This is a genomic window from Pseudoalteromonas lipolytica, from assembly GCF_003515105.1.
GTDB lineage: Bacteria > Pseudomonadota > Gammaproteobacteria > Enterobacterales > Alteromonadaceae > Pseudoalteromonas > Pseudoalteromonas lipolytica.
Map to the genome: position 1 here is coordinate 454841 of NZ_CP032090.1, position 24530 is coordinate 479370.

Genomic DNA, 24530 nt, shown 5'->3' on the forward strand with positions numbered 1-24530 from the left:
CTAATTAAGGGGTTATACAGACAAGGTTGCTAGTACTAAATTATTATTTTTGTGCGTGTTTCAGGCATAAAAAAAAGGGCCTAATAAATTAAGCCCTTCGTATTATGTGTTTATAACTGTTATTTGCTTGTCATAAAGTCGATAGCAGCACTGATTTCTTCATCAGAACAGTCCATACACGTACCTTTAGGAGGCATTGCATTGAAACCATTTAAGGCGTGATTAAGTAAAGTGTCTTTGCCTTTAGCGATACGAGGAGCCCAATCATCAGCTGATTTAGGTGCGCCTAATGCGCCAGTACCGTGACAAGCGAAACATGATGCTTGATACACCTGCTCGCCAGAACGAGGACCAGTAGGTTCAGCAGCCGCAGCAGCTTTATCACCTTCTAGATATACAGAACCAATTGGCGCTAGACGCTTCTTAATTGCGTCTTCAGTCAAAGAGTTGTCATACGCTTGTGCGTATGCCGTTGTTGCTAGCAGTAATAATGCAGCTGATAGTTTTTTCATTTTGCCTTGCTCACTTCGATTTGAACGTGATCAATCACGATATCTGACGGAAATTAGAACGATTATAACGCTAAGCCACAATTTATAAAATGATCTGAAAGGCTTTTTCTTGATAAAAAAAGCCATTTTTTGCTCCAGCGCAATAAAAATCAGCTTTATGTGCTGAATCGCTACAGTGTTATTATGCCAGTTCTAATACTTTACTGACTAATTTTTCAATCCCAGCATCAGCCTCTAAAATGCTTTGCGCAAGCATATATGCAGGGGTGGTAACCACTTTATGTTGTTCATCCACAACAATGTCGTCAACGGCACAGTATTGGTGATCGCCGCCTAATTGTTGAATAGCCGCTGCGGTATCTTGGTCGTTACCAATGGTTGTTTTTACGCCTTGGCCATAAATAAGTGGCAGCATGGCAGGTGCAATACACATATATCCCGCTGCTTTATTTGCTTTAACAAACGCAGTACATGCATGGAGTACATCATCTTGTACTTGAGCATCTGCGCCTTTTACAGCAAAGTCAGATAAGTTTTTTGCCGCACCAAAGCCGCCGGGTATGATGAGTGCGTCAAATTCATTCACGTTTAGTTCTGTGATAGCTTTTATTTCGCCACGCGCAATACGTGCTGCTTCCACTAAAACATTACGATTTGGCGTCATCTCTTCACCGGTTAAGTGGTTAATGGTATGCAGTTGCTCAATGTCAGGAGCAAAACATTGATAGCGTGCACCTGCTTTGGCTATGTGTAGCAAAGTTAATACTGCTTCATTGATTTCTGCGCCATCGTAAACACCGCAACCCGCTAAAATTACAGCCACTTTTTTCATTAGATATTCCTCCTTAATGCAACTTTGGTTAGTGTAGCAATTATGCGTGTCAGTCGACAAAATAAAAAAGTTTTCTGGGTCGACTGCTCGAGACGCTTGGTAAATTGCTGTTTATGCCTTTTTATAAAATACAAACGTACAAAAAAGTATAAAGGATCGCTATGATCTTTGATCCATTGTGCTAGAATACTCCTCCGGTTATGAAAAGGGATATTTATTCATCGTTAAGCAAGCAATGGACATGAGTAGCTAAAACCGTTTTCCACATCGGATAAAAATAATAAAAAAAGAACCTCGTATTATCTTTTTTAAATCAAAACATGTGCTTACAGAAAATTCCTAAATGTTTTTACATTTTGGGAGAATTGCTCGTGGGTTTTATCTACAAAGTTATCCACAGCTTGCTATTTATGAATGTGTTACTGCTCAATAATTCACAGTCGTTTTCTTCATAGCCTTATGGCATGCTTACAATCAATTTATTGTTATTCATTTAGGATCCAATTTCACCATGGCTCAGATCCCTGAAAATCCACTTATTCTTGTTGATGGTTCTTCCTATTTATTCCGCGCATATCATTCACCTCCTCACCTAACAAACTCGAAAGGAGAGGCTACAGGGGCTATTTATGGCGTCGTTAATATGCTTAAGAGTCTAATCAAACAATATGATCCGTCGCATATGGTGGTGGTGTTTGATGCCAAAGGTAAAACCTTTAGAAATGACATGTACAGTGAATATAAAGCGAATCGTCCACCTATGCCGGATGACTTACGCACACAAATAGCACCACTTCATAATATTATTAAGGCGATGGGTTTTCCGCTTATTAGTATTGAAGGGGTCGAGGCTGACGATGTTATTGGTACATTTGCACGCATTGCTTCTGAGCAACAACGCCATGTGTTGATCTCTACAGGTGATAAAGATATGGCGCAGCTTGTGAATGAGCACGTCACACTTATTAACACCATGACCGATAGTATTTCAGACCCTGACACGGTGGTTGAAAAGTTTGGTGTAGGCCCTGAATTGATCATCGACTACTTAGCGCTGATGGGCGACAAGGTTGATAACATTCCTGGCGTTGATGGTTGCGGCCCTAAAACTGCGGTGAAATGGTTACAAAAGTATGGCTCGTTACAAGGCGTAATCGATCATGCCGATGAGATCAAAGGCAAAATAGGCGAAAAGCTGGCAGCTGCGCTTGATCATTTACCACTGAGTTACGAACTGGCAACGATAAAATGTGATGTCGAGGTTGAATCTGACCTAGAAAGCTTCAAGTTACAAGAGCCTAATCGAGATGAGTTAATTGCTTTATACGGTGAGTGCGAGTTCCGTCGCTGGTTAGCTGAATTACTCGATAACCCGAAAGACGCAGATACACATTTAGACGTACCAACCGAAGAAAATGAATTGCCACAAGTGAGTGATGCTCATTACGAAACCATTCTTACTGAGCAACAACTTGATACGCTAGTTAAGCAGTTAAATGAGGCTGAGTTATTTGCCTTTGATACCGAAACAACCAGCCTTGATTACATGCAGGCACAATTAGTTGGTATGAGCTTTGCGGTTAAGGCCGGCGAAGCGGCGTATATTCCGGTTGCTCACGATTATCCCGATGCGCCAGAACAATTAACACTCGACACGGTAATGGCAAAAATTGGCCCAATTTTAGCCGACGAGCGCAAAGCGAAAGTGGGGCAAAACCTAAAATACGATAAAAGTGTACTGGCTAATGCTGGGTTTGAATTAAACGGTATAAAATACGACACGATGTTGGAGTCGTATGTATTTAATAGTGTGGGCAGTCGTCATGATATGGACTCGTTAGCACTTAAATACCTAGGGCATAAAAATATCAGTTTTGAAGAGATTGCTGGAAAAGGCAAAAAGCAGCTGACTTTTAATCAAATTGAACTTGAAAAAGCAGCGCCATATGCTGCTGAAGACGCTGATATTACATTACGCTTACACGAGGTGTTGTGGCCGAAGATTGAAGCTGATAGCCAACTTAAATCAGTATTTGAAGAGATTGAGTTACCGCTTGTCTCTGTACTTTCAGATATTGAGCGTACTGGTGTCGCGATTGACAGTACCATGTTAGCTGCCCATAGCCAGCGATTGGGTGAACGTTTACTCGAGCTTGAACAAGAAGCATATGACATGGCGGGTGAAAAGTTTAACTTAGGCTCACCTAAACAACTACAAGCAATTTTATTTGAGAAGCTTGAACTGCCAGTAATTAAAAAAACGCCAAAAGGGGCGCCATCTACAGCAGAAGAAGTATTGCAAGAGCTGGCGCATGATTATCCTTTACCTAAAGTAATCATTGAGCATCGTGGTTTATCAAAGTTGAAATCAACTTACACAGATAAGCTGCCATTAATGGTGAATGAGCGTACCAAACGCGTACATACCTCGTATCATCAAGCGGTAACGGCAACAGGGCGTTTAAGTTCAACAGATCCTAATTTACAAAATATTCCGATCCGCTCGGAAGAAGGGCGTCGTATCCGTGAAGCATTTATTGCGGCTGCGGGCCATAAAATTGTGGCTGCCGATTACAGCCAAATTGAATTACGTATTATGGCGCATTTATCGCAAGATAAAGGCTTACTGACCGCCTTTGCCAATGGCTTAGACGTACACAGTGCAACAGCGGCAGAGGTCTTTGGTGTTAGTCTTGAGGACGTCACCAGCGATATGCGTCGTAAAGCGAAAGCTGTCAATTTTGGCTTAATTTACGGTATGTCGGCATTTGGTTTATCTCGTCAATTAGATGTGCCTCGCCACGAAGCACAGCACTATATTGATAAGTACTTTGAGCGTTTCCCAGGTGTACTTGAATACATGGAAACGACGCGTCAAAAAGCGGCGGATAAAGGGTATGTAGAAACCATTTTTGGTCGACGCTTACATTTACCAGAGATCAATGCGCGTAATGGCGCACGACGTAAAGCGGCAGAACGTGCTGCTATTAACGCGCCAATGCAAGGTACTGCCGCCGATATTATTAAAAAAGCAATGCTTAAAGTGCATCAGTGGGTAAATGCCCAAGCCGAAGGCGCAGTGAAGCTACTTATGCAAGTACACGATGAATTAGTGTTTGAAATTAAAGAAGAGTGTGTTGATGAGTTCAAAGCTGAAATCTGTAAGCTGATGTCAGAAGCTGCGACCCTTGATGTCCCCCTTATTGTTGAAGCAGACAGTGGGGATAACTGGCAGCAAGCTCACTAGTTTTGCTGATTTTATGCCGAATATCTTGCTTAATGCTGGGTATTCGGCAATGAGGATAACCTGCACATTAATACCGCCCATGTTTTAACCCGCCAAAACGTAAAACGAGCACTTTGAATCTTCACCACACAGTTATTTTGATCATACAAAGTGAGCGTGTGATCCATTAAAAATGACCTCTTATGCCAGTTGAACGATCACTTTTTTTGTAAACTTAAGGTTAACAAGAAAAGACAGTTTTAGAGTTTCGTTATATGTTTATCAATTAATGGTCTTTTGCTGCATATTTAATTTATTTTTAGGTGGGTATTTGCTAAAGTCCGCGCCGTCCTCATCCTGTAGGACATCCTGTTGATGATGCATCTGAAAAGATGCAACGTATTGATAGCTTCTCCCCAGTTTGCTATACCGGCTCACTCTTTATTGAGTGAGCCGTTTTTTCTTGTTCTTATCATACAATTCATTGCACAAATTAGCGCAGGTGATACCATCAAAGTGATTCTTAATTACTTTCGAAGGAATGCGTTATGTTTAAATCTTTGGCTATTACAGCCTTATCATTATCAAGTTTATTTGTTGCCCCATTGGCGAGTGCTAATTGGCAAGTTAATAATGAACAAAGCAATGTAAGCTTTGTTTCAATAAAGAAAAACGCAATCGCTGAAGCTCATCATTTTAAAAACGTATCAGGAACCTTAAACGAGCAAGGTCAATTTAAGTTAATGATCGACCTGACGTCTGTTGAAACGCTGATCCCCATCCGTAACGAGCGCATGACTAAGCTCCTGTTTGAAACAGCCCAGTTTCCTAATGCCGTATTAACAGCTGATTTAAGCCAAGCTTTATCAAAGCTCGTGCCTGGGCAGCATGTATTAAAAGGTCTTAAAGCTGAACTTGATTTTCATGGTAATAAGAAAGAACTAACACTTGATGTACTTGCTAATATGTCGCCAACGGGTGATGTAACTGTGTCATCGTTTACGCCCGTGATTATTAATGCTGCTGATTTTAAAGTGACTGAAGGTATTGCTGAATTACAAAAACTGGCTGGTTTACCGTCAATTGCTACTGCCGTTCCGGTTACATTTTCACTGACTCTTGATAAAGAAAAGTAATGCAGTCACTTGCTGAGCTAGAAACCGCACTTGCACAGCCAGACAAACCATTTGATAAGTGGCAACCGACCCATTGTGGTCAGTTGCCAATTAGCATTGATGTGCATGGCGTGTGGTTCTACGCGGGCAGTGAAATAAAACGAGAAGCGATGGTTAAGCTGTTTGCCTCTGTTATTTGCAAAGAAGCAGACAGCTATTATCTAAAAACGCCTGTCGAGAAAATGGCTATCACCGTGGCCGATGTGCCTTTTATTATCGTAGATTGGCGCTTTGAAGAAACAGAGCAAGGAAACGCGTTGTGTTGTATTGATAATTTACAGCGCACTTGGTTAGTCACTGCGTGTCAGCCACTGCAACTGCGTGAATTTGAAAACGTGACGGTACCATACCTTAAATTGCCGCATGGACTGGCTGCCAGAGTATCGAGGAATGTGTATTATCAGTGGGCTGAAATAGCCAGCTCTGATGAGGATGGCTATTTCATTGAGTCATTATCCAAGCACTACTACTTGGCTTAATAACTTAAGCGTCTGGTTGTTGATCCGATTCTGATTCCGACTCTGCTTCTTGCATTTCAATAGGCCCTAAGAACCATTCGTCTAGCTTTTTAGCAACTTCAGGTAAGCCTGTCCCTTTCAATGATGAAAAGGCATGAACTGTAATATCGCCCTCTAAGCTGCTTAGTTCACGACGAACTTGTAAAACTTGTGCTTTGCGTGCACCTTGCTTTAGTTTGTCGGCTTTAGTGAGTAACGCAAGAACCGGAATTTCACTCCCGACCGCCCAGTCGATTAAGTCGCGGTCTAAATCTTTAAGTGGGTGACGAATATCCATTAACACAACAATGCCTTTAAGGCTTTGGCGTTTTTGTAAATATTCACCTAATGATTTTTGCCATTTCTTTTTCATTTCAATGGGGACTTTCGCAAAACCGTACCCCGGTAAATCGATTAGGCGCTTGTCGGCATCGAGCTCAAAGGTGTTTATAAGTTGCGTACGACCAGGTGTTTTTGAGGTACGTGCTAACTTTTGGTCTGTTAAGGTGTTAAGAGCACTTGATTTACCGGCGTTTGAACGACCGGCGAACGCGACTTCAATCCCCGTATCAGCAGGTAAACGAGAGATATCAGGTGCGCTGGTAACAAAGGACGCAGTATTGTATTTGATACGAGATTTGAGCACAGGCTCTCCTAATCTTTTATAAATAATAACAGTCAGTGGTCGAAAACCACTCAAGGCACGTATTTTATACTATTAAAGCAGCATTCAAAAGCGTATTTAAGCGTGCTAACTTGGCTTTGAACAAGGAAAATTGCTAGGTAGAAACTTAATCTAAGTCAAATCCCTATAAATTATAAGCTTAATGTGGGCAGAAAACGTGCCAGAGAATTTATTATCGTGTAGAATATAGAAATCACAACATCCATATTGTAGATGATACAGGGTCGGAAACAGAGAATTCACCATGAAAAAAATAGCACTATCTTTAACTATATTGCTTGGTGCGTTGTCAGCAAGCAACGCAACAGCATTTGATGGCGATGTAAACGCAGGTAAAGAAAAATCGGCAACGTGTGCGGCCTGTCACGGCCCAGACGGTAATGCGCCGGTTAATATCTACCCTAAGATTGCAGGTCAACACGCAGATTATATCTATAAACAACTACAAGAGTTTAAACTAGGTATGACATCGGGTGGCAAAGAGGGCCGTATGGACCCTGTAATGAGTGGTATGGCTATGCCGCTTAGCGATCAAGATATGAAAGACCTAGCAGCTTACTTCTCTTCATTAAACATGTCTGAGGGTGTAACACCTAAAGATGTTGTTGAAGTTGGTCAACAGCTTTATAAAGCCGGTGATGCAGAGCGTGGAATCCCAGCTTGTGCAGCGTGTCACGGTCCGCGTGGTAACGGCACATCGCTTGCTAAATTCCCTAAAGTTTCGTTTCAGCATCCTGAATACATTAAGTCGCAACTTGAAAAGTTCCGTGATGGTACGCGCAATAACGACTTAAATGGCATGATGCAAGACATTGCTAAAAAGCTAACAGACAAAGACATCGAAGTACTTTCAAAATACTTAGGTGGCTTACACTAAAGTCTGATTGCTAGCTTAAATTACTAGCATTATAATTTAGACAGTTTACAAAAAAGCAGCGCAAGCTGCTTTTTTTACATTTGCAGCATGCCGTAATTTCCTACTTTCTTGTGAGACATTGACCATATCCAACTGTAAGCTAAGTCTTATTTTTATTTCTTAATTTTGTGTAAGTCTTTGTTATTATTTAAGATGGTATTGTTACAAACTCTTCGTTGTAAGAAAAATTATATAAATTAGTTGTAACAAAATTATTAATGGGTAAATTAACCACTGTCGCTGAGACAGCAAAACAACATGGACAATGTAATAAGGAAAGTGACTGCGGCAAATCTTTAGGGGAAGACACTGATTAGTGTCCTAAAGGAAATAACAAAAAAGTGTCAGGATTGACCGAGAATAATAAAAGCTCATGGAAGTTTAATAATAAAAACAAAATGGAATGCTACATGGAAGGTAAAAATAACAACAAAATGGAAAAACAATAATAATAAAAATAATAAAGACTAAAAAGTCGAAGGGAGAAGTGTCCAGTTAATTGGCGCTCAGATTAGTAGGCGGTAGAGATGTTTTCTCTACCGCCTTTTTATTTGTCCTGTTACAATAGCCACCGTTTGTACTATAAGTATGAAAAGTGCGCAGTTCGTCAAGTTGACCAACCTCATCCGCACACCGAATTCTTCTGGTTATGCCAGCATTACAATGCCATTAAGGTGTTGTGCACAACCTCTTAAGTGAGATGATCAATATATGAGTAGAAAGAAAAAGTCGCGTAAAATTCCATCAAATGGTCCAGTACGTCTAAGTAAGGAAAAGCTTAGAGAGATGCGCGCACTAAAAGAGCAGCGAGTTAAGAAAACCAAAGGGGCTAAGCCTGGTTCACGTAATGCGCCAGATGCTCAAAAGGGTGATAAAGCTGCTACAAACAATCAATCGCAAGATAAGCGTGTTGGTAGTAAAAAACCGGTTTCATTAGTGGCGGTCAAGGCTGATCCTAAAGTCGAAATGAAACGTAATTTACAACCAATGGTTGAATTGAAAAAAGTGTCAGAGCCAGAGCTAACACCAGAGCAAGAGCTTGAAGCGTTAGAAAATGATGAGCGTTTATTAAAGTTGGTTGAACGCCATGAGCGTGGCGAGTTATTGACTGGCAAAGATGCGAAGTACTTCAATAGCCGTATCGCTCGTCACCAAGCATTGTGTGAGCTGCTAGGAATCGAAGACGAAGATGATGACTACGAAGACGACTTTGAAGATGACTTTGATGTTGAAGGCGGCTCTGATTTCGATAAGTACCTATCTGATGACTTAGCAAATGAATGGTACGATGACGAAGATGAGGATGATAGATGAGCACAACCTTGATTATTGCCATTGTTATTGGGGCGGCAATTATCGCAGGACTGGCTTTTTATGCAGGGCAATTACTATACAAGGTAAATGCTCAAAATAAGCTTATCGCAAAAAAACAAGCTGAGCATGAGCAAAAGCTTGCCGCGTCAAAAGCGACTCGAAATGCTAAGTTAGCGGATAGCATTCATTTAATTGCGCGTGCAATGAATGAAGAGCAGTGTGAATTTTCAGAAGGTTGCTTACGTATTTGGGTTCTTATTTCTCAATACAGTTTCGCAGAAGAGTTTGATTTACGCGAACGCTACCCTGGCATTTATAAAATGTACAATGTCGTAAAAGACATGCCAACGCATGATGCACGTAAGAAGTACTCAAAAAAAGAGGTCTTCAAGATGGATTCCACGCGTTGGCGTGCTGAAGAGCAACACAGCGATGAAATTAAAGCTGACTGTGTTAAGTTAATAGACGAGTTTAAAGCCGCGCCAGGCAGTGAAAACGTCGTATTTAACTAGCTTTCAACATAAAAAAGCAGAGCCTTGAAGCTCTGCTTTTTTGTATGAGCATGATTGATATATCAAATAACCCGCGAAAAACGTGTTTGTTTGATTTGTTGTTGTAAGTGCGCATCAAAGCACATACAAATAATACGAATAAACAAATTGCCTCTCGCTGTAACCGTAATTTTATTGTCGCTTACTTTTATTAAGCCATCAGCAAGTAGGGGGGCAAGTGCACGTAATGCATCACTAAAATACTCGTTAAAGTCGATATTAAATTGCTGTTCAACAGCCGTCATATCAAGTTCAAACTGACAAATTAACTGTTTAATAACCGCGGCACGTAAAATGTCATCATCGGTGAGCATAATGCCTTTACACAACGCACTACCAGCGTTTTCTTGAACTGCTTTGTAATAATGCTTCAGTTCTTTTTCATTCTGCAAAATAGCATTACCAATCTGCGAAATAGACGACACGCCTAAACCAAGTAAATCACATTGACCATGCGTGGTATAGCCTTGAAAATTGCGATGTAATTTGCCCTCATTTTGCGCAATAGCGAGTTCATTATCCTTACGAGCAAAGTGGTCCATACCAATAAATTGATAGCCAGCCGCTAACATTTGTTCGAGCGTATTTTTAAACATCGTGAGCTTATCGCCCGCAGAAGGTAAATCCGCATCCTTAATTTTCCGCTGAGCCGCAAATCGTTCTGGTAAGTGTGCGTAATTAAATACCGATACGCGGTCAGGATTCAATGCTATAAGTTGATCAATCGTTTCTTTAAAGCTCTCAGGCGTTTGTAGCGGTAAGCCATAAATCATGTCGGCGTTTATTGATTTAAAGCCAAGCTCACGCGCTTCACTAATTAAACCTTTTACAGAGTCCACACTCTGCGGGCGATTAACCGCAAGCTGCACTTCGTCGTTAAAATCTTGGATACCAAACGATACGCGATTAAAACCAAGTTGGCGCAAGTGCGGAAGCATGCCATCCGCCAGCGAACGTGGATCAATTTCGATACCGCGCTCAGCGTCATCGGCAAAGTTAAAATGTTGTTCAACTAAAGCCATTAAACGGCTCATTTGCTGCGCAGATAAAAAGGTAGGGGTTCCGCCGCCTAAATGAAGTTGTTCAACATGGTAATCAGCAAATAAGGTGGCTTGTTCAGCAATTTCAATTGCCAAGTTATCTAAATAGATATCCGCTTTTGATTGGTGACGTGTAATAACCTTATTACAGCCACAGTAATAACAAAGCTGGCTGCAAAAAGGGATATGGATATACAGCGACAAAGAGCGGCTTTTAGATGCCGTAATCGCGTCAATCATACTTTGTTGGTTGTAACCATCAACAAGAGACAATGCCGTCGGGTAAGAGGTATATCGTGGTCCAGAAATATTGTACTTGTTGATCAGAGATTGATCCCAGCTAGGTAAATTTATCACAGTCAGCACTCCGCAATTGATTAAGAGGCCATTTTAGCGAGTTTAGGCATTTTGCTATTTGATCTAGAACAATGTCGGAGGCTACAAACTAAGTAGCATGCTTTAAGGTAACTGAAAAACCGAAAAGTTTACTATTTGAGCAGTTAGTTTACTGATTGTTAAAATAAAGAGTTTTGCTAGTGACAAGGTTAAAAAAAGTTTTTATACTGCAACCCGCTTTAGAGACTTAACATCCTAAACGCATCACAAAAAATTAGCTTCGGCTAATACAATGGCCCCTTAGCTCAGTTGGTTAGAGCACACGACTCATAATCGTTAGGTCCCCAGTTCAAGTCTGGGAGGGGCCACCATTTTCTTTTTCAAGTTATTTAAAATCAATGCGTGATAGCTATTCTATACGAAGCTGTTCCACTCTTATTTTGATACATCAAATTTTTCTTCAATTAAAAAATAATAATTTACATACTCTCTTGGGAAAGTGTCGTCATTATTTTTATAATATAAAGTAATAGGTACAACGACTTATTGAGCTAACACCTACTCGCAATAATACCTAGTTAATTTTAAGGACTAACCCCGACCTTGAGGGTGTTAGAAGTTTCTCATTTACGAGTGTATGGATTCGGAACGTGGGTGATAAAGGAAAAATGACCTAACTCAACTAAATAAAATACAGCCTTGTTATTGATGTATCTTCCTTGTCTCAAAATAGATTATTTAATTAAGCGGTGGATACAAAAAGCCGATGTGTAACATCGGCTTTTTGAACATGTATGATTAAGTCACTTTACTTATTTGTAACCATTAGGGTTGTTGCTTTGCCAACGCCACGTATCTTGCATCATTTCATCGATGCCACGCTCGGCTCGCCAACCTAATTCGTTAAGCGCTTTCTCTGGGGCTGCGTAACACGCTGCAATGTCACCTGCTCGACGAGGTGAGATTTGATAGGGCACAGCCTGACCACTGGCTTTTTCAAAGGCTGTGACCATTTGCAGCACTGAATAACCATTCCCTGTGCCAAGGTTAAATACATGAGCACCAGTATCGTTTTTAATGCGGTTGAGTGCTTTTAAATGGCCAAGTGCTAAATCGACAACGTGGATGTAATCGCGCACACCTGTGCCATCAACAGTGTCGTAGTCATCACCAAAAACACCCAGCTTTTCTAACTTACCAACGGCTACTTGTGAAATATAAGGCAGTAAGTTATTTGGAATACCATTCGGGTCTTCGCCAATTAAGCCTGATTCGTGAGCCCCTACAGGGTTAAAGTAACGTAAAATAACAAATGCAAAGCGCTCGTCTGATTTGGCGATATCTTGCAGCATCATCTCTACCATTAATTTAGAGGTGCCATAAGGGTTCGTTGTGCCACCAACGGGGAAGTCTTCGCGAATAGGCAAGCTGGCTGGGTCACCATACACTGTAGCAGACGAGCTAAATACTAACTTGAAAACACCTGCATCGCGCATTGCATCAACGAGTGTTAACGTGCCTTGTACGTTGTTTTGGTAGTACTCAATAGGTTTAATAACCGATTCACCAACCGCTTTTAAGCCTGCAAAGTGAATGACGCTATCGATCGTATGTTCACGGAAAATGTTATCTAGGCAATCTCTATCAAGAATATCGCCTTCATAAAAAGTAACGTCTTTACCTGTGATTTGCTTTACGCGAGTCAACGACTCATTTGATGAATTGCTTAAGTTATCAAGCACAACAACTTCTGTGCCTTGCTGTAATAACTCTAAAACGGTGTGAGAACCGATGTATCCGGCTCCGCCGGTGACTAAAATGGTCATAAAATTTCCATGAACTAATACCAGGTTGAATTAGTCTTATTTCATCATATTCCGTGCAAAATTTCATAAATAAATTGTTATTTTTGGAAATTAAGCAAAAGCGGGGAAGCTTGTTTTTGGTTACATTTTGTACCATATTAGTAACACGAAAGTGAGGGAGTATTAAGCTATAGTTAATTCTCTACTGCTAGTTTTTTAACTATTGGCTCAACCTGTAACGTGGAGAGAAAGATGAATACAGTAAAAAAAATTGCCTTGGCTATGGTTGTTGTTCTACCTGCTTTTGCTCATGCAGGTGAAGCAAAAGTAAAGTGGCATGATTTTAATGACTACAGAGATGTGCGCCCAGGAAATAACTCACCGAAAGGGGCGTTTCATAAAAATGTAGCGAAAAACTTTGAGAAACATTTTAATAAACTAGCTGAGAAGCTACCTGAAGGATACACTTTTAATGTTGAGGTAACTGACCTTGATTTAGCGGGAGATGTCCAGTTTGGTGGTATCAATGAACTTCGAATCATTAAACCTATTTATTTTCCGCGTATTGATTTTAATTACTCAGTTACAGATAAAGACGGCAAGGTGGTTAGCGAAGCGAGTGATGTAAAACTCAAAGATATGGGCTTTATGGATCGCATTAAAATGGGTCGCGATGAAGCGTATTATCATGATAAGCGATTAATCACTGATTGGTTTGAAAATGAGTTAGTACCTACACTAAATTTATCAGAGTAAACATGAGTATATAAAAAAGCGCTTTTTTGAAGCGCTTTTTTTAAATCAAGACATTTAATTGTAATACGAGTTTTGTGTTAGCCCAGCTCTAGCTATCTGCTTAGGTTTTATTATACCTGCAAATTTTAACTGATACAGAAAAGTGAATAACGATGGAAAGCGTTTAGTCTTGATTTTGTTTGTTTTTTTAAACCATATTTATCGTTGTATTAATTGAAATACTAGTTTAATGGAAGTGCTGTTTCATAACTGCACAGTTGTGTTCATTGATGAAAATAAAATACAAAAGGAAAACAGGATGTATAAGATAAATAAAATATTTTTAGCCATGGGTTTGTTTCTACCTATGTTCGCTTATTCAGGTGAGGCGCAAGTAAAATGGCATAGCTTCGATAAGTATAGTGACGTTCGCCCAGGAAATAAGTTACCTAAAGAACAGTATTATCAAGATGTTGCTGCGCATTTTGAGAAACACTTTAATAAATTAGCGGAAGAACTTCCTAAAGACTATATTCTTAATGTTGAAGTAACAGAGCTAGACTTGGCTGGTAATGTTCATTTAGGTACAGTGAATGAGTTTCGTGTACTTAAATCAATTTATTTTCCACGCATTGATTTTAATTATTTCGTTTCTGACAAAGCTGGCAACATTATTAGTGAAGCTAACGATGTAAAATTAAAAGATATGCGGTTTATGGATCGTATCAAAATGGGTCGTGATGAAGCTTATTATTATGATAAGCGCTTAATTACAGACTGGTTTGAAGATGATTTACAGCCTACTTTGAATCTAAGTGAATAAGTCTAAAGTGTGGTTAAATACGCTATAACTGTGTTTATGAATGCTTGCTTTTTGCACCAGATTTAAAAATGTTTAGGATGATAGATAGCCCTAAAAAGTTATAACTCTTTAGGGCTAAATAGCTAAACTAATCGATTACAATTATTTGCTTACTTAAACGTCGCTAGCAGTTGTAATAACTGTTGAAGTTTAATTACGGTTTTTTTTAGCTTTTCTTCATCTAAGCCATCATTACTTAGGCTCTCAACATCGGCTGCAACGTCGAGTACATATGGCTTAAAGCGTTTTGCTTCAAAATCAAAGCCGGCATCTTTTGCAAATAAGGCTTTGAACTTGCCATGCCCTTGCTGCTGTAAGTCATCTAATTTTTTATCAGCATCAAGTGCCTGACGGTAAACGATTTTTAAGTTAGCATTGAGCTGTTCAATGATTGAATCCATTTTTTTCCTAAAGCTTTAGACTGCAATGCCGATATAGTACGTGGATTGCAATAAAAAGTCAGGTAGTGAACTATGAATATATCAGGATCAAGCTTACCGGCGATGAGTGGCGGCGGCGAAAGCGCTGAAGTTTACAGCGCATCACTTGCTAAAAAACAGCAAAAAGCTGATGGTGCTGCGGCACTTGCACTTATCGAAGGCGCAGCGATGAATACAAGCGCTGCACAGACACCCGCTAAATCGGTGACTGCGACACTCGGTAATAACGTAAACGTTTACGTTTAAGCATTAAACTAGGTTGAGATCGATAGGCGTTTTACTTTTCTCGCCGCCGATCTCTCGAACTAGTTTGGGTACTAAAAACCCTGGCAATGCTTCGAGCATGTGTGCCACTATTTCGCGTGCGCGCTGCTCAGTAATATCAAAATGACTTGCACCTTCTACTTTATCAAGTAAATGTAGGTAGTAGGGTAAGATATCAGCCTCGAACAATGCTTCACTCAAGGCTATTTGAGCATGGCTCGAGTCGTTAACATCCTTTAATAATACAGCTTGGTTTAATAACGTGACGTTAGCAGCTTTTAATTTTTGCATCGCAGCTTTAAAGTCAGCATCAATTTCGTTCGCGTGATTAATGTGATTCACTAACACCACTTTTAAAGGCGAACTTGCAAATCGCGCACACAGCTCATCGGTAATTCTTGCTGGGATCACCACTGGCAAACGACTATGAATACGCAAACGTTTTATTTGTGGTAATTGTTCAAGTTCATCCATAAACCAGTTAACAGCATCATCTTTGGCCATTAATGGGTCGCCACCACTTAAAATGACCTCATTGATATTTTTATCGGCTTTTATGTAGGCTAAAGCGTCAATTAAGCTGCGTTTATTTAATTGGTTTTCTTGATACGGAAAATGGCGTCTAAAACAATAGCGGCAATTCACGGCACAGCCGGTTTTAAACATGACCAAAACACGAGAGCGGTACTTATGTAATAACCCCGGTTGGTTATTATCTTGCTCTTTTAACGGGTCTTTATCGTAGCCTGTTTGCGCTAAAAATTCTTGGTGACGTGGCATCACTTGTAGCAAAAGTGGATCGTTTATATCACCAAAACGCATTTTTTTGATAAAAGGCAGAGGCACACGTACAGGAAAAAGACTACGAGCTTGGAGGTCTTTTTCGTCTACTACACTTGATAAACCTAGCATTTCTAGCAAACGTTCAGGGCAGGTGACAACATTTGCTAATTCTTTTTGCCAGTTTTTATGCAAATTTACTTCATTTCTTTGTATCATTGACACGTAGATTACTCGAAATTATTTAGACAGAGGAAACGATGGCGAATTATAGCACCAATGAGTTCAAGGGCGGCCTAAAAATTATGTTAGACGGCGAGCCTTGTAGCATCCTAGAAAATGAAATGGTAAAGCCAGGTAAAGGTCAGGCGTTTAACCGTGTTCGTATTCGTAAACTTATCACAGGTAAAGTACTAGAAAAAACATTTAAGTCGGGTGAAACGGTAGAAGGTGCTGACGTAATGGATACCGATCTAGCGTATCTATACACTGACGGTGAGTTCTGGCATTTCATGAACAACGAAACATTTGAGCAAATCGCTGCTGACGAAAAAGCACTAGGCGACAATGCTAAATGGTTAGTTGAAAACGATGTATGTACTATCACGCTTTGGAACGGTAACCCAATTGCTGTTACTCCACCGAACTTTGTTGAACTAGAAATCACAGAAACGGATCCAGGTCTTAAAGGTGACACAGCCGGTACGGGCGGTAAACCAGCAACATTAAGCACGGGTGCGGTTGTACGCGTTCCTCTATTTGTACAAATTGGCGAAGTGATCAAAGTTGATACTCGCAGCGGTGAGTACGTAAGCCGCGTTAAGTAATAGGCTTTAAAAAGTTTAATTGATAAAATCCCAGCTTCTGCTGGGATTTTTTTTGGAGACTGTATGTCCACTGCTGTTTGGCAACCAAGCGCTGATATTGCTACTTTACGCGAGCGAGCTGCGATCATTCGCCGTATTCGCGAATTTTTCTATGAGCGTGAGGTGATGGAAGTTGAAACACCGACTCTTAGTGCGGCCAGTGTTACCGATGTACACCTAGCCAGTTTTAGTACCGAGTTTGTGGGCCCAGGTCATGCAGGTGGTTTGCCGTTATATTTACAAACCTCGCCTGAGTTTGCGATGAAACGATTATTGGCGGCAGGATCGGGTGCTATCTTTCAATTGTGTAAAGCGTATCGCAACGAAGAAGCGGGTAGTCATCATAACCCTGAATTTACCATGCTTGAATGGTATCGCCCAGGTTTCGACGAATTTGCGCTTATGGATGAAATGGACGAGCTTATGCAGCTTGTACTGGGTGTTGACGCGGCTGAGCGTTTAACTTACCAACACGCGTTTATAAATGCATTAGGTATAGATCCATTAACTGCTGACATGAGTACGTTACAGCACGTAGCAAGCGAACAAGGGTTTGCTGATATTGCCGCGCATGAAACGCATCGCGATACGTTGTTGCAGCTGTTATTTTGCATGAAGGTTGAGCCAACTATCGGCCAAGAAAAGCCATGTTTTGTTTACCATTTTCCAGCTTCGCAAGCGGCACTTGCGCAAATTTGTCAGCATGACAATCGCGTTGCTGGGCGTTTTGAGCTGTATTTCAAAAATATGGAGTTGGCTAACGGTTTCAATGAACTTACCGATGGTAAAGAGCAAGCCGCGCGTTTTACTGAAGATAATCAATATCGCCAAGCAAATGGTTTAAAACAGGTACCGATGGATACGCGCTTGATTGCAGCGCTTGAGCATGGCTTACCACAATGTGCAGGTGTGGCGCTGGGGATTGACCGTTTAATTATGCTTGCAACGAACAAGCAAAAGATTAAAGACGTGATCACCTTTGATGTGGAACGAGCTTAAATGCAGGAACCTTTGACTCACACCGAATAATTCATTGAGTCGTGATATTCGCAGTTGAATCCCTTGTTACATGGTTATGTAGAAGCAGATTCATCCGCGAAAATCAGGTGATAATAAGCGCTGGTTAAAACCAGCGCCTTCACGACTTACAGTTCGTAAATAAATGTCACACCGGCCACCATTGGTTCGCCCAATTGTGTGTATGTGTGAGTTTGGTAACCATCCAGTGGGTCGTTACCAAACTCAAAACCACGGGTTGGTACATCTTCATCAAATAAGTTTCGTGCCCACGCATTGATGCTCCAGTTTTCACTTTCATAACCTAACGATGCGTTAACTAAGTTAGAGCTCGGTGCTTTTGAGTTATGGCTATCTGAGAAGTAATAATCATCTTTGCCTTCAACACCAATCGATGCATATAGTGCAGGGGTAAAGTTATAGCGTGCCGTAAATGCATATTGATACTTCGGTGCTTGTGCTTGGTCGCGGCCATCTTGATCAAGGCCTGATTGGGCTACAAAGTCATTAATTTCAGTATTTAAATAGCCCGCACTCCCAGTAAGTAATAAATTCTCGGTTGCTTGGTAGCTGCCTTCTATTTCTAACCCGTAGTTTTCACCAGAGCTTGCGTTATCAATATAACCCGTGAACTTTTGCCCTTCGACTTGCCATGATTTCAACTGCATATCTTCACGGTACATGTAAAATGCTGCCAAGCGCAGTACGAATTTATCGTCAAGTGAGCTGCCTTTCACACCAAACTCACCACTCCAAAGGTATTCAGGGGCAAATGAGGTGTGGTTAGCAAAAAAGTCAGCGTCAAGATTTAAGCCTTCATCTTTCGCTTTTGCTAACGCCTCAGAGTTAATACCGCCAGCTTTGTAGCCACGAGTTATACTGGTGTAAATCATAGTGCGGTCAATGACTTGATATTCAAGAGCAAGTTTACCACCGACCATCACATCATCGGTTTCTTCAATAAAACCATTGTTGTCAATGTAATCACCTTTATATTGTTCTACACGCAATCCTGTGATTAAGGTTGTTTTAGGGCCAATAGGCGTTGTTAGCTGGCCATATGCTGCAAGGTTAGTTGTTTCATAATTTGATGCAAAAGGGTGTGCCAACCATGTATATTGGCGTTCTAAGTCAACTTCGCGTCCTTGGTAATAAATACCCGCCACCCAGTCGCCAGATTTACCGTTAAATTGGAGTTCTGCTGCATGGTCTTTACGGTCTCGTAAATAGGCGTCTGTTGAGCTGTAGCCCCATTCATGTAAGCCAGCTGCACACAATTGTGGCTGTGTTTCATCGTTACAAACCCAGTCTTCGTCATAGCTGTATAACAGTTCGCTGTCGATGCCAGATACGTTCAGACTGACATCAAACCAATCAAAACCGGTATAAATATTTGCCAGACCCACCGCAATGCTTTCTTGATTATCTTCACCAGGCTCATCAGCTACACTGTAGCGGCTGTTATCAAGGGTGAAAGCATCATAGCCATTATTAATATCGATATAATGCACACTTAGTTCTGTGCGTAAGTTATTTGTAAGTTGGCTGTGCAGTTTAAAGCGAGAAACAAGTTCATCTTGCTGTTGCGTATCTTTATTTAAATATATATTTTCAACATAGCCATCAGACTCGCGTTGATAAAGACTTGCGCGTACGCTTGTATCGTCAGTAATACCTGTACCTGCTGCGATGCCTGCTTCGTAGCTATTATAATTACCTGCACCGAGTTGCACTTTTACACTCGGATTGAGCGTTGGCGCAGCTGATTCCATTTGAATCATGCCTGCTAATGCATCTGCACCAAAACGTGTCCCCTGTGGGCCACGGTATATTTCTACTTGGTCTATATCAAATAACAGTGAGCTTCCCCCTAGACCAGAGTAGTTTATGCCGTCAATCACTAAGCCAACAGATGGATTAATGGGATCAACAAATTGTGAGCGTAAACCCACACCACGAATTTGCACAAAACGACCGCGTGATGCACCCGATGTAAAGTTTACATTGGCTGCACTGGCTAGCATTTCATCTAAAAATTTCGCTCCACGCTGATTAATTTCATGGTCTGAAAAAAGGCTTGCGCTGGCACTTAACGTTTGAATACTTTCTTTTTTGAAATCGCCCGTAACTAAAATAGTTTCAAGCTCTGTGTCTTCAGCGTAAGCAATCGATGAAGCTGCAAATAATGGCAAAATAGCAGCTGATAATAATGATAAACGTCGTTTCATGCGGTTCTTAACTCCATTTTAGGGACTGCTATTCTAGCAAGCCTACTGGCCAAATGAGTATTTATACCTAAAAAAAGTGAATCTTTAGCTTGTTTAGGTATTTATGATATAAACGCAGGCAATTATACGTAAATTGATTAGGAATACGACTATGACCTTTAAAGTTGACTTTAAAGTGCGAGACTATGAATGCGATCTGCAAGGAATTGTTAATAACAGTGTTTACTTTAATTACTTAGAGCATGCCCGCCATGAGTTCCTACATGCTAAAGGGGTCGACTTTGCAAAGCTTGCGCGAGAAAAAATTAACCTAGTGGTGCTTCGCAGTGAAATGGATTACAAAGCATCTTTAGTGCCGGGCGATGAGTTTTATGTGGCCGTTGAGCCGCAGAGAGTGAGTCGTTTAAAGTTTGCTTTTAAGCAGACCGTTTACCGTAAACATGATGATAAAGTGATGCTAAGCGCCTTAGTAATCGGCACCTCTGTCAATGAAAAAGGGCGTCCTTTTTTACCAGAAGAAGTCGATAACTTATTTAAATAACGCCCGTTGTTCTATTAAGAGCTAGCTTAGAACATTTTTTTACAGATAAAACATGTTTTTTTAACGATCAAAGTCGTTAAATGTTGTTATTATTATCGCATTGAAATTTTGGTCGTAAAAAAATATGAAGTTAGTAGCCTTGCCTATTCTTTTTGTACTATTTTGCATGGGCTGCTCATCGACAGGGAAGGTCACCAGTGAGCAATTAAAATATACACAGTGGCAATTATCAAAAGTTAACGGGTTAGCCATTAGCGTATCGCAAAAAGCGTCAATGCGTTTTATTGAAGCGATGCAAGTTAATGGGTTTGCTGGATGTAACAAGTTTTTTGGTGAAGGTCAGCTTGTTGAAGATACCTTAACAGTGAAAAAGCTAGGTATGACACGTAAATCGTGCGGTGATCAACTTGATGAACTTGAAAAGAAACTGCTGTCGACGCTAAAACAAGGCGCGGTCATTTCGCTAAATGGCGAGCAGCTTACTTTGCAAGGGGCGCACCATTTTACTTTCATTAATACGGCTCCCTAATAAGGCGAATTAGTATTAAAACTAAAGCGCTTGCAGCGAATTTTTAACTAACGTACACTGATTACGTTTTTATAAAACAACGAATTTATACTTGTCGGAGTGCCTTTAATAAGGCTGAGATCGCGAAAGCGGGATCCGTGAACCTGATCAGGCTAACACCTGCGTAGGGAACAAGCTGCCTCATAGGGCGCTTGTGCGCCAAAAAATGGGGCATAAGTTGCTAAGCTTAGGCTGCAATTGTAAGTGAAATAACTTACTAACGATCCAATGGCGTTTGCCACTCTCTATTGCACCTGCAATATCTGACAAGACAATCCTTAAAGCAATGAGGTAAGTCATGTCAAACACTACAACTAAACCGTCTCGCCGCGAAATTCGTGCGGCTGCATCTGATTATATTTATAACTTAACTGGGCAACCTTTCCCTAATTCGCACAAAGTATATGTTGAAGGCACGCAAGAAAACGTGCGTGTCGGAATGCGCGAAATAACCCTCAGTGATACCTTCATAGGTGGAACCGAAGAAAACCCCGTGTTCGAGCCGAATGCGCCAATTCGTGTGTATGATACATCGGGTCCATATACCGATCCTGATTTTAAACTCGACGTGCGCAAAGGGCTAGAAAAGTACCGCGAACAGTGGATAGAAAAACGTGGTGACACGGAAATTCTTGATTCAGTTACCTCGCAGTTTTCGCAGCAACGAATGGCTGACGAAGGTTTAGACCATATTCGCTTTGAGCACCTCCCAAAAATACGCCGTGCGAAAGCAGGTAAAAATGTGACGCAAATGCATTATGCACGCCAAGGCATTGTAACGCCTGAAATGGAATACGTGGCTATTCGTGAAAATATGGGCCGTGCAAAAATTCGTGAAGAGCTCCTTGCTGCACAGCATAAGGGAGAGTCATTCGGAGCCAGTATCCCCGATTTTATAACCCCTGAATTTGTGCGCGATGAAATTGCCCGTGGCCGAGCCGTGTTACCTAACAATATAAACCACCCTGAAACCGAACCAATGATCATTGGCCGTAATTTCCTTGTAAAAGTGAACGCGAATATTGGTAATTCATCGGTTACTTCGTCTATTGAAGAAGAGGTCGAAAAAATGGTGTGGTCGACTCGTTGGGGCGCAGATACGGTGATGGACTTATCAACGGGTCGTTATATTCATGAAACCCGTGAATGGGTCGTACGTAACTCACCCGTGCCAATTGGTACCGTACCAATCTATCAAGCACTTGAAAAAGTAAATGGGGTTGCCGAAGACCTCACTTGGGAGATTTTCCGCGATACTTTGATTGAACAAGCGGAGCAAGGCGTCGACTATTTTACTATCCATGCTGGTGTGTTACTTCGTTATGTGCCAATGACTGCAAAGCGTGTCACGGGTATTGTATCGCGCGGCGGCTCAATCATGGCAAAGTGGTGTTTAGCACATCACAAAGAAAACTTCTTATACACGCACTTTGAAGAAATTTGTGAAATTTTAAAACAATATGATGTGTGTTTTTCATTGGGCGATGGTTTGCGTCCAGGTTCAATTGCCGATGCCAACGACGAAGCACAGTTTAGTGAATTACGTACACTAGGTGAGCTGACTAAGCTTGCATGGAAGCATGATGTACAAGTGTTTATTGAAGGCCCAGGTCATGTGCCAATGCATATGATTAAAGAAAACATGGAAGAGCAACTAAAGCATTGTGAAGAAGCACCTTTTTATACGCTTGGCCCATTAACGACTGATATTGCACCGGGTTACGACCATTTCACCTCGGGTATTGGGGCTGCACAAATTGCGTGGTATGGCTGTGCCATGTTGTGTTATGTCACCCCTAAAGAGCACTTAGGCTTACCGAATAAAGAAGATGTAAAGGAAGGTCTTATCACCTACAAAATTGCCGCACACGCAGCCGATTTAGCCAAAGGTCATCCAGGGGCACAAGAGCGTGATAACGCGTTATCGAAGGCGCGCTTCGAGTTCCGTTGGCACGACCAATTTAACCTAGGTTTAGACCCTGAACGTGCCCGTGAGTATCATGATGAAACTCTGCCACAAGAGTCTGGCAAAATAGCCCATTTTTGCTCTATGTGCGGTCCTAAATTCTGCTCGATGAAAATAACCCAAGAAGTACGTGATTACGCGAAAGATCTAGAAGCGCGAGGTATCGACCCTAACAATGTAGGCGATGCTATCGAAATTAAGATGGTCGATGTTGAAGCAGAGATGAAAGCGAAATCCGACGAGTTCAAAAAAACGGGTTCTGAAATTTATCATAAAGCAATTTAACCAAGGAGCTAGGTGCTAGAAAATGAGACGCTAGAATGATTATCTCGCGCGAATTATCTAGCACCTAGAACGTTTATGTCTTTAAAAATAGCAATTTTGGGATTTGGTTTAACAGGACGACTTACTGCTTTAGCACTCTCTAAAGTGCATCAAGTCAGCGTGTATGAGCAAGATGATCAACACGCAGCAAACAGTGCCGGAAATGTTGCGGCGGCTATGCTCGCACCGCTGGCTGAGTCGGTATTATGTGAGCAAGATATAGCGCTGCAGGGGCTGGCGAGCATTCAACGCTGGCAGCACGTTATTAGTGAACTGGATGAGCCTGTGTATTTTCAGCAAGCGGGCAGTTTGGTAGTTGCTCATCAGCAAGATAAAGGCGATTTACACAGTTTCATTAGCCGCTTAAAACCATTAGCCGAGCATACAGCTGACACAGTGAGCAGCGCGCAAATAGCAGATCTTGAGCCAGAGCTTGCTGGACGCTTTCACCAAGGGGTGTATTTACCCTGCGAAGGCCAGCTCGATAACCAGGCCTTCTATGCTGCGAGCTATAAGCAATTAGTTGCTCGTCAAGTCAGCTTTAATTGGCACTCACACATTACTTTAACAGGTCATAAGGTGAATGGACAAAGTTATGACTTTGTTTTTGATTGTCGGGGATTAGGGGCAAAAACAGCTTTACCTAGCCTTCGTGGTGTGAGGGGGGAAGTGGCACGCTTATATGCACCAGAAGTAAACCTGTCTCGGCCAGTACGCCTTATGCATCCGCGCTACCCCATTTATATTGCACCTAAACCGAATCATCAGTTTGTGATTGGCGCGACTGAAATTGAATCGCACGACACAGGTAAAGTCACCGTGCGCTCAGCACTTGAGTTATTGTCGGCAGCTTATACGGTTCACAGTGGTTTTGCTGAAGCGCGTATTGAAAATTTGCAATCAGGGCTTCGTCCTGCATTTGCAGATAACCGTCCACAGGTGACCCGAGAAGGGAGAGTTATAAGCCTTAATGGCTTATATCGTCATGGTTATTTGTTAGCGCCTTATGTTGTCGATGAAGCAATTAGCTTAATGGCTTAGGGGGTCATA

Annotated in this window: 23 protein-coding genes, 1 tRNA gene and 1 riboswitch; of the genes, 16 read left to right on the forward strand and 8 right to left on the reverse strand. The window is 41.3% G+C overall.

Annotated features, from left to right (window positions below):
- Positions 1-119: 119 nt before the first annotated feature.
- Together D0907_RS02085 and elbB are read right to left on the reverse strand one after the other, a co-directional pair.
- Positions 120-512 carry a c-type cytochrome gene (locus D0907_RS02085; RefSeq protein ID WP_065978244.1) on the reverse strand — a complete coding sequence of 131 codons (393 nt, stop codon included), beginning with the start codon at positions 510-512 and terminating at the stop codon, positions 120-122.
- 181 nt (positions 513-693) lie between these two features.
- Positions 694-1344 (reverse strand): isoprenoid biosynthesis glyoxalase ElbB, encoded by a 651-nt coding sequence (gene elbB, locus D0907_RS02090; protein ID WP_036971490.1) that lies wholly within the window; start codon positions 1342-1344, stop codon positions 694-696.
- Positions 1345-1855: 511 nt separating this feature from the next.
- Here elbB and polA point away from each other — a divergent pair.
- The 3 genes from polA to D0907_RS02105 all read left to right on the forward strand — a co-directional run bounded on the left by polA (position 1856) and on the right by D0907_RS02105 (position 6224).
- Complete coding sequence (polA, locus tag D0907_RS02095) at positions 1856-4591, forward strand: DNA polymerase I (protein ID WP_118843952.1); 2736 nt, start codon at positions 1856-1858, stop codon at positions 4589-4591.
- A gap of 527 nt (positions 4592-5118) precedes the next feature.
- Positions 5119-5706 carry a YceI family protein gene (locus D0907_RS02100; RefSeq protein WP_075594321.1) on the forward strand — a complete coding sequence of 196 codons (588 nt, stop codon included), beginning with the start codon at positions 5119-5121 and terminating at the stop codon, positions 5704-5706.
- Positions 5706-6224, forward strand: a complete 519-nt coding sequence (locus D0907_RS02105) for a DUF1285 domain-containing protein (RefSeq protein ID WP_074989665.1) — start codon at positions 5706-5708, stop codon at positions 6222-6224. Before D0907_RS02100 ends, D0907_RS02105 begins: the two co-directional genes overlap by 1 nt.
- Positions 6225-6228: 4 nt before the next feature.
- Here the strand turns inward: D0907_RS02105 and yihA are convergent, their stop codons facing one another.
- The gene (gene yihA, locus D0907_RS02110; protein WP_065978240.1) at positions 6229-6888 is read right to left on the reverse strand and encodes a ribosome biogenesis GTP-binding protein YihA/YsxC; all 660 of its coding nucleotides are present in this window, start codon (positions 6886-6888) and stop codon (positions 6229-6231) included.
- A gap of 283 nt (positions 6889-7171) precedes the next feature.
- Here yihA and D0907_RS02115 point away from each other — a divergent pair, with 283 nt between their 5' ends.
- The 3 genes from D0907_RS02115 to D0907_RS02125 all read left to right on the forward strand — a co-directional run bounded on the left by D0907_RS02115 (position 7172) and on the right by D0907_RS02125 (position 9669).
- Entirely contained in the window at positions 7172-7804 is a 633-nt protein-coding gene (locus D0907_RS02115) for a c-type cytochrome (protein WP_036971475.1), read from the forward strand.
- 750 nt (positions 7805-8554) lie between these two features.
- Complete coding sequence (gene yihI / locus D0907_RS02120; RefSeq protein WP_036971473.1) at positions 8555-9157, forward strand: Der GTPase-activating protein YihI; 603 nt, start codon at positions 8555-8557, stop codon at positions 9155-9157.
- A complete protein-coding gene (locus D0907_RS02125; RefSeq protein ID WP_036971469.1) occupies positions 9154-9669 on the forward strand; it encodes a DUF2489 domain-containing protein in 516 nt (171 codons plus the stop codon). Before yihI ends, D0907_RS02125 begins: the two co-directional genes overlap by 4 nt.
- A gap of 62 nt (positions 9670-9731) precedes the next feature.
- On the opposite strand, the gene hemN is transcribed toward D0907_RS02125, so the two are convergent.
- On the reverse strand, positions 9732-11105 hold the full coding sequence (hemN, locus tag D0907_RS02130) for an oxygen-independent coproporphyrinogen III oxidase (RefSeq protein ID WP_065978239.1): 1374 nt from the start codon (positions 11103-11105) through the stop codon (positions 9732-9734).
- 273 nt (positions 11106-11378) lie between these two features.
- Here hemN and D0907_RS02135 point away from each other — a divergent pair.
- A tRNA-Ile gene (locus D0907_RS02135) sits at positions 11379-11455 on the forward strand.
- 441 nt (positions 11456-11896) lie between these two features.
- On the opposite strand, the gene galE is transcribed toward D0907_RS02135, so the two are convergent.
- On the reverse strand, positions 11897-12910 hold the full coding sequence (galE, locus tag D0907_RS02140) for a UDP-glucose 4-epimerase GalE (RefSeq protein WP_036971461.1): 1014 nt from the start codon (positions 12908-12910) through the stop codon (positions 11897-11899).
- Positions 12911-13141: 231 nt separating this feature from the next.
- Between galE and D0907_RS02145 the strand changes: the two genes are divergently transcribed.
- Positions 13142-13645, forward strand: a complete 504-nt coding sequence (locus D0907_RS02145; RefSeq protein WP_118843953.1) for a DUF3016 domain-containing protein — start codon at positions 13142-13144, stop codon at positions 13643-13645.
- Between the two features lie 298 nt (positions 13646-13943).
- Positions 13944-14447, forward strand: coding sequence for a DUF3016 domain-containing protein (locus D0907_RS02150; protein WP_118843954.1), 504 nt, complete (start codon positions 13944-13946; stop codon positions 14445-14447).
- Between the two features lie 149 nt (positions 14448-14596).
- On the opposite strand, the gene D0907_RS02155 is transcribed toward D0907_RS02150, so the two are convergent.
- Positions 14597-14887 carry a prephenate dehydrogenase gene (locus D0907_RS02155; RefSeq protein WP_065978238.1) on the reverse strand — a complete coding sequence of 97 codons (291 nt, stop codon included), beginning with the start codon at positions 14885-14887 and terminating at the stop codon, positions 14597-14599.
- Between the two features lie 72 nt (positions 14888-14959).
- Between D0907_RS02155 and D0907_RS02160 the strand changes: the two genes are divergently transcribed.
- Positions 14960-15172, forward strand: coding sequence for a hypothetical protein (locus D0907_RS02160; protein ID WP_054554124.1), 213 nt, complete (start codon positions 14960-14962; stop codon positions 15170-15172).
- 3 nt (positions 15173-15175) lie between these two features.
- Here the strand turns inward: D0907_RS02160 and epmB are convergent, their stop codons facing one another.
- Positions 15176-16189, reverse strand: a complete 1014-nt coding sequence (epmB, locus tag D0907_RS02165; protein ID WP_036971447.1) for an EF-P beta-lysylation protein EpmB — start codon at positions 16187-16189, stop codon at positions 15176-15178.
- A gap of 41 nt (positions 16190-16230) precedes the next feature.
- On the opposite strand from epmB, the gene efp reads away from it, so the two are divergent.
- On the forward strand, positions 16231-16797 hold the full coding sequence (efp, locus tag D0907_RS02170) for an elongation factor P (protein ID WP_036971443.1): 567 nt from the start codon (positions 16231-16233) through the stop codon (positions 16795-16797).
- Positions 16798-16860: 63 nt separating this feature from the next.
- Positions 16861-17835, forward strand: a complete 975-nt coding sequence (gene epmA / locus D0907_RS02175; RefSeq protein ID WP_118843955.1) for an elongation factor P--(R)-beta-lysine ligase — start codon at positions 16861-16863, stop codon at positions 17833-17835.
- A 146-nt stretch (positions 17836-17981) separates the two neighbouring features.
- On the opposite strand, the gene D0907_RS02180 is transcribed toward epmA, so the two are convergent.
- Entirely contained in the window at positions 17982-20081 is a 2100-nt protein-coding gene (locus tag D0907_RS02180; RefSeq protein ID WP_118843956.1) for a TonB-dependent receptor, read from the reverse strand.
- 151 nt (positions 20082-20232) lie between these two features.
- Between D0907_RS02180 and D0907_RS02185 the strand changes: the two genes are divergently transcribed.
- The 4 genes from D0907_RS02185 (at position 20233) to D0907_RS02200 (ending at position 24521) form a co-directional block, all read left to right on the forward strand.
- The gene (locus D0907_RS02185) at positions 20233-20622 is read left to right on the forward strand and encodes an acyl-CoA thioesterase (protein ID WP_036971432.1); all 390 of its coding nucleotides are present in this window, start codon (positions 20233-20235) and stop codon (positions 20620-20622) included.
- Positions 20623-20746: 124 nt separating this feature from the next.
- Positions 20747-21151, forward strand: a complete 405-nt coding sequence (locus tag D0907_RS02190; RefSeq protein WP_075594334.1) for an META domain-containing protein — start codon at positions 20747-20749, stop codon at positions 21149-21151.
- 85 nt (positions 21152-21236) lie between these two features.
- Positions 21237-21338: riboswitch (TPP riboswitch) on the forward strand.
- A gap of 150 nt (positions 21339-21488) precedes the next feature.
- Positions 21489-23441 carry a phosphomethylpyrimidine synthase ThiC gene (gene thiC, locus D0907_RS02195; protein WP_036971427.1) on the forward strand — a complete coding sequence of 651 codons (1953 nt, stop codon included), beginning with the start codon at positions 21489-21491 and terminating at the stop codon, positions 23439-23441.
- A gap of 75 nt (positions 23442-23516) precedes the next feature.
- Positions 23517-24521: an FAD-dependent oxidoreductase gene (locus tag D0907_RS02200; RefSeq protein WP_118843957.1), complete on the forward strand. Its 1005-nt coding sequence runs from the start codon at positions 23517-23519 to the stop codon at positions 24519-24521.
- Positions 24522-24530 lie beyond the last annotated feature (9 nt).

Bases quoted from the DNA above. Each gene is read 5' to 3' on its own strand.
- D0907_RS02085 (WP_065978244.1), bottom strand. From the start codon at position 512: ATGAAAAAACTATCAGCTGCATTATTACTGCTAGCAACAACGGCATAC.
- elbB (WP_036971490.1), bottom strand. From the start codon at position 1,344: ATGAAAAAAGTGGCTGTAATTTTAGCGGGTTGCGGTGTTTACGATGGC.
- polA (WP_118843952.1), top strand. From the start codon at position 1,856: ATGGCTCAGATCCCTGAAAATCCACTTATTCTTGTTGATGGTTCTTCC.
- D0907_RS02100 (WP_075594321.1), top strand. From the start codon at position 5,119: ATGTTTAAATCTTTGGCTATTACAGCCTTATCATTATCAAGTTTATTT.
- D0907_RS02105 (WP_074989665.1), top strand. From the start codon at position 5,706: ATGCAGTCACTTGCTGAGCTAGAAACCGCACTTGCACAGCCAGACAAA.
- D0907_RS02115 (WP_036971475.1), top strand. From the start codon at position 7,172: ATGAAAAAAATAGCACTATCTTTAACTATATTGCTTGGTGCGTTGTCA.
- yihI (WP_036971473.1), top strand. From the start codon at position 8,555: ATGAGTAGAAAGAAAAAGTCGCGTAAAATTCCATCAAATGGTCCAGTA.
- D0907_RS02125 (WP_036971469.1), top strand. From the start codon at position 9,154: ATGAGCACAACCTTGATTATTGCCATTGTTATTGGGGCGGCAATTATC.
- galE (WP_036971461.1), bottom strand. From the start codon at position 12,910: ATGACCATTTTAGTCACCGGCGGAGCCGGATACATCGGTTCTCACACC.
- D0907_RS02145 (WP_118843953.1), top strand. From the start codon at position 13,142: ATGAATACAGTAAAAAAAATTGCCTTGGCTATGGTTGTTGTTCTACCT.
- D0907_RS02150 (WP_118843954.1), top strand. From the start codon at position 13,944: ATGTATAAGATAAATAAAATATTTTTAGCCATGGGTTTGTTTCTACCT.
- D0907_RS02155 (WP_065978238.1), bottom strand. From the start codon at position 14,887: ATGGATTCAATCATTGAACAGCTCAATGCTAACTTAAAAATCGTTTAC.
- D0907_RS02160 (WP_054554124.1), top strand. From the start codon at position 14,960: ATGAATATATCAGGATCAAGCTTACCGGCGATGAGTGGCGGCGGCGAA.
- epmB (WP_036971447.1), bottom strand. From the start codon at position 16,189: ATGATACAAAGAAATGAAGTAAATTTGCATAAAAACTGGCAAAAAGAA.
- efp (WP_036971443.1), top strand. From the start codon at position 16,231: ATGGCGAATTATAGCACCAATGAGTTCAAGGGCGGCCTAAAAATTATG.
- epmA (WP_118843955.1), top strand. From the start codon at position 16,861: ATGTCCACTGCTGTTTGGCAACCAAGCGCTGATATTGCTACTTTACGC.
- D0907_RS02180 (WP_118843956.1), bottom strand. From the start codon at position 20,081: ATGAAACGACGTTTATCATTATTATCAGCTGCTATTTTGCCATTATTT.
- D0907_RS02185 (WP_036971432.1), top strand. From the start codon at position 20,233: ATGACCTTTAAAGTTGACTTTAAAGTGCGAGACTATGAATGCGATCTG.
- D0907_RS02190 (WP_075594334.1), top strand. From the start codon at position 20,747: ATGAAGTTAGTAGCCTTGCCTATTCTTTTTGTACTATTTTGCATGGGC.
- thiC (WP_036971427.1), top strand. From the start codon at position 21,489: ATGTCAAACACTACAACTAAACCGTCTCGCCGCGAAATTCGTGCGGCT.
- D0907_RS02200 (WP_118843957.1), top strand. From the start codon at position 23,517: ATGTCTTTAAAAATAGCAATTTTGGGATTTGGTTTAACAGGACGACTT.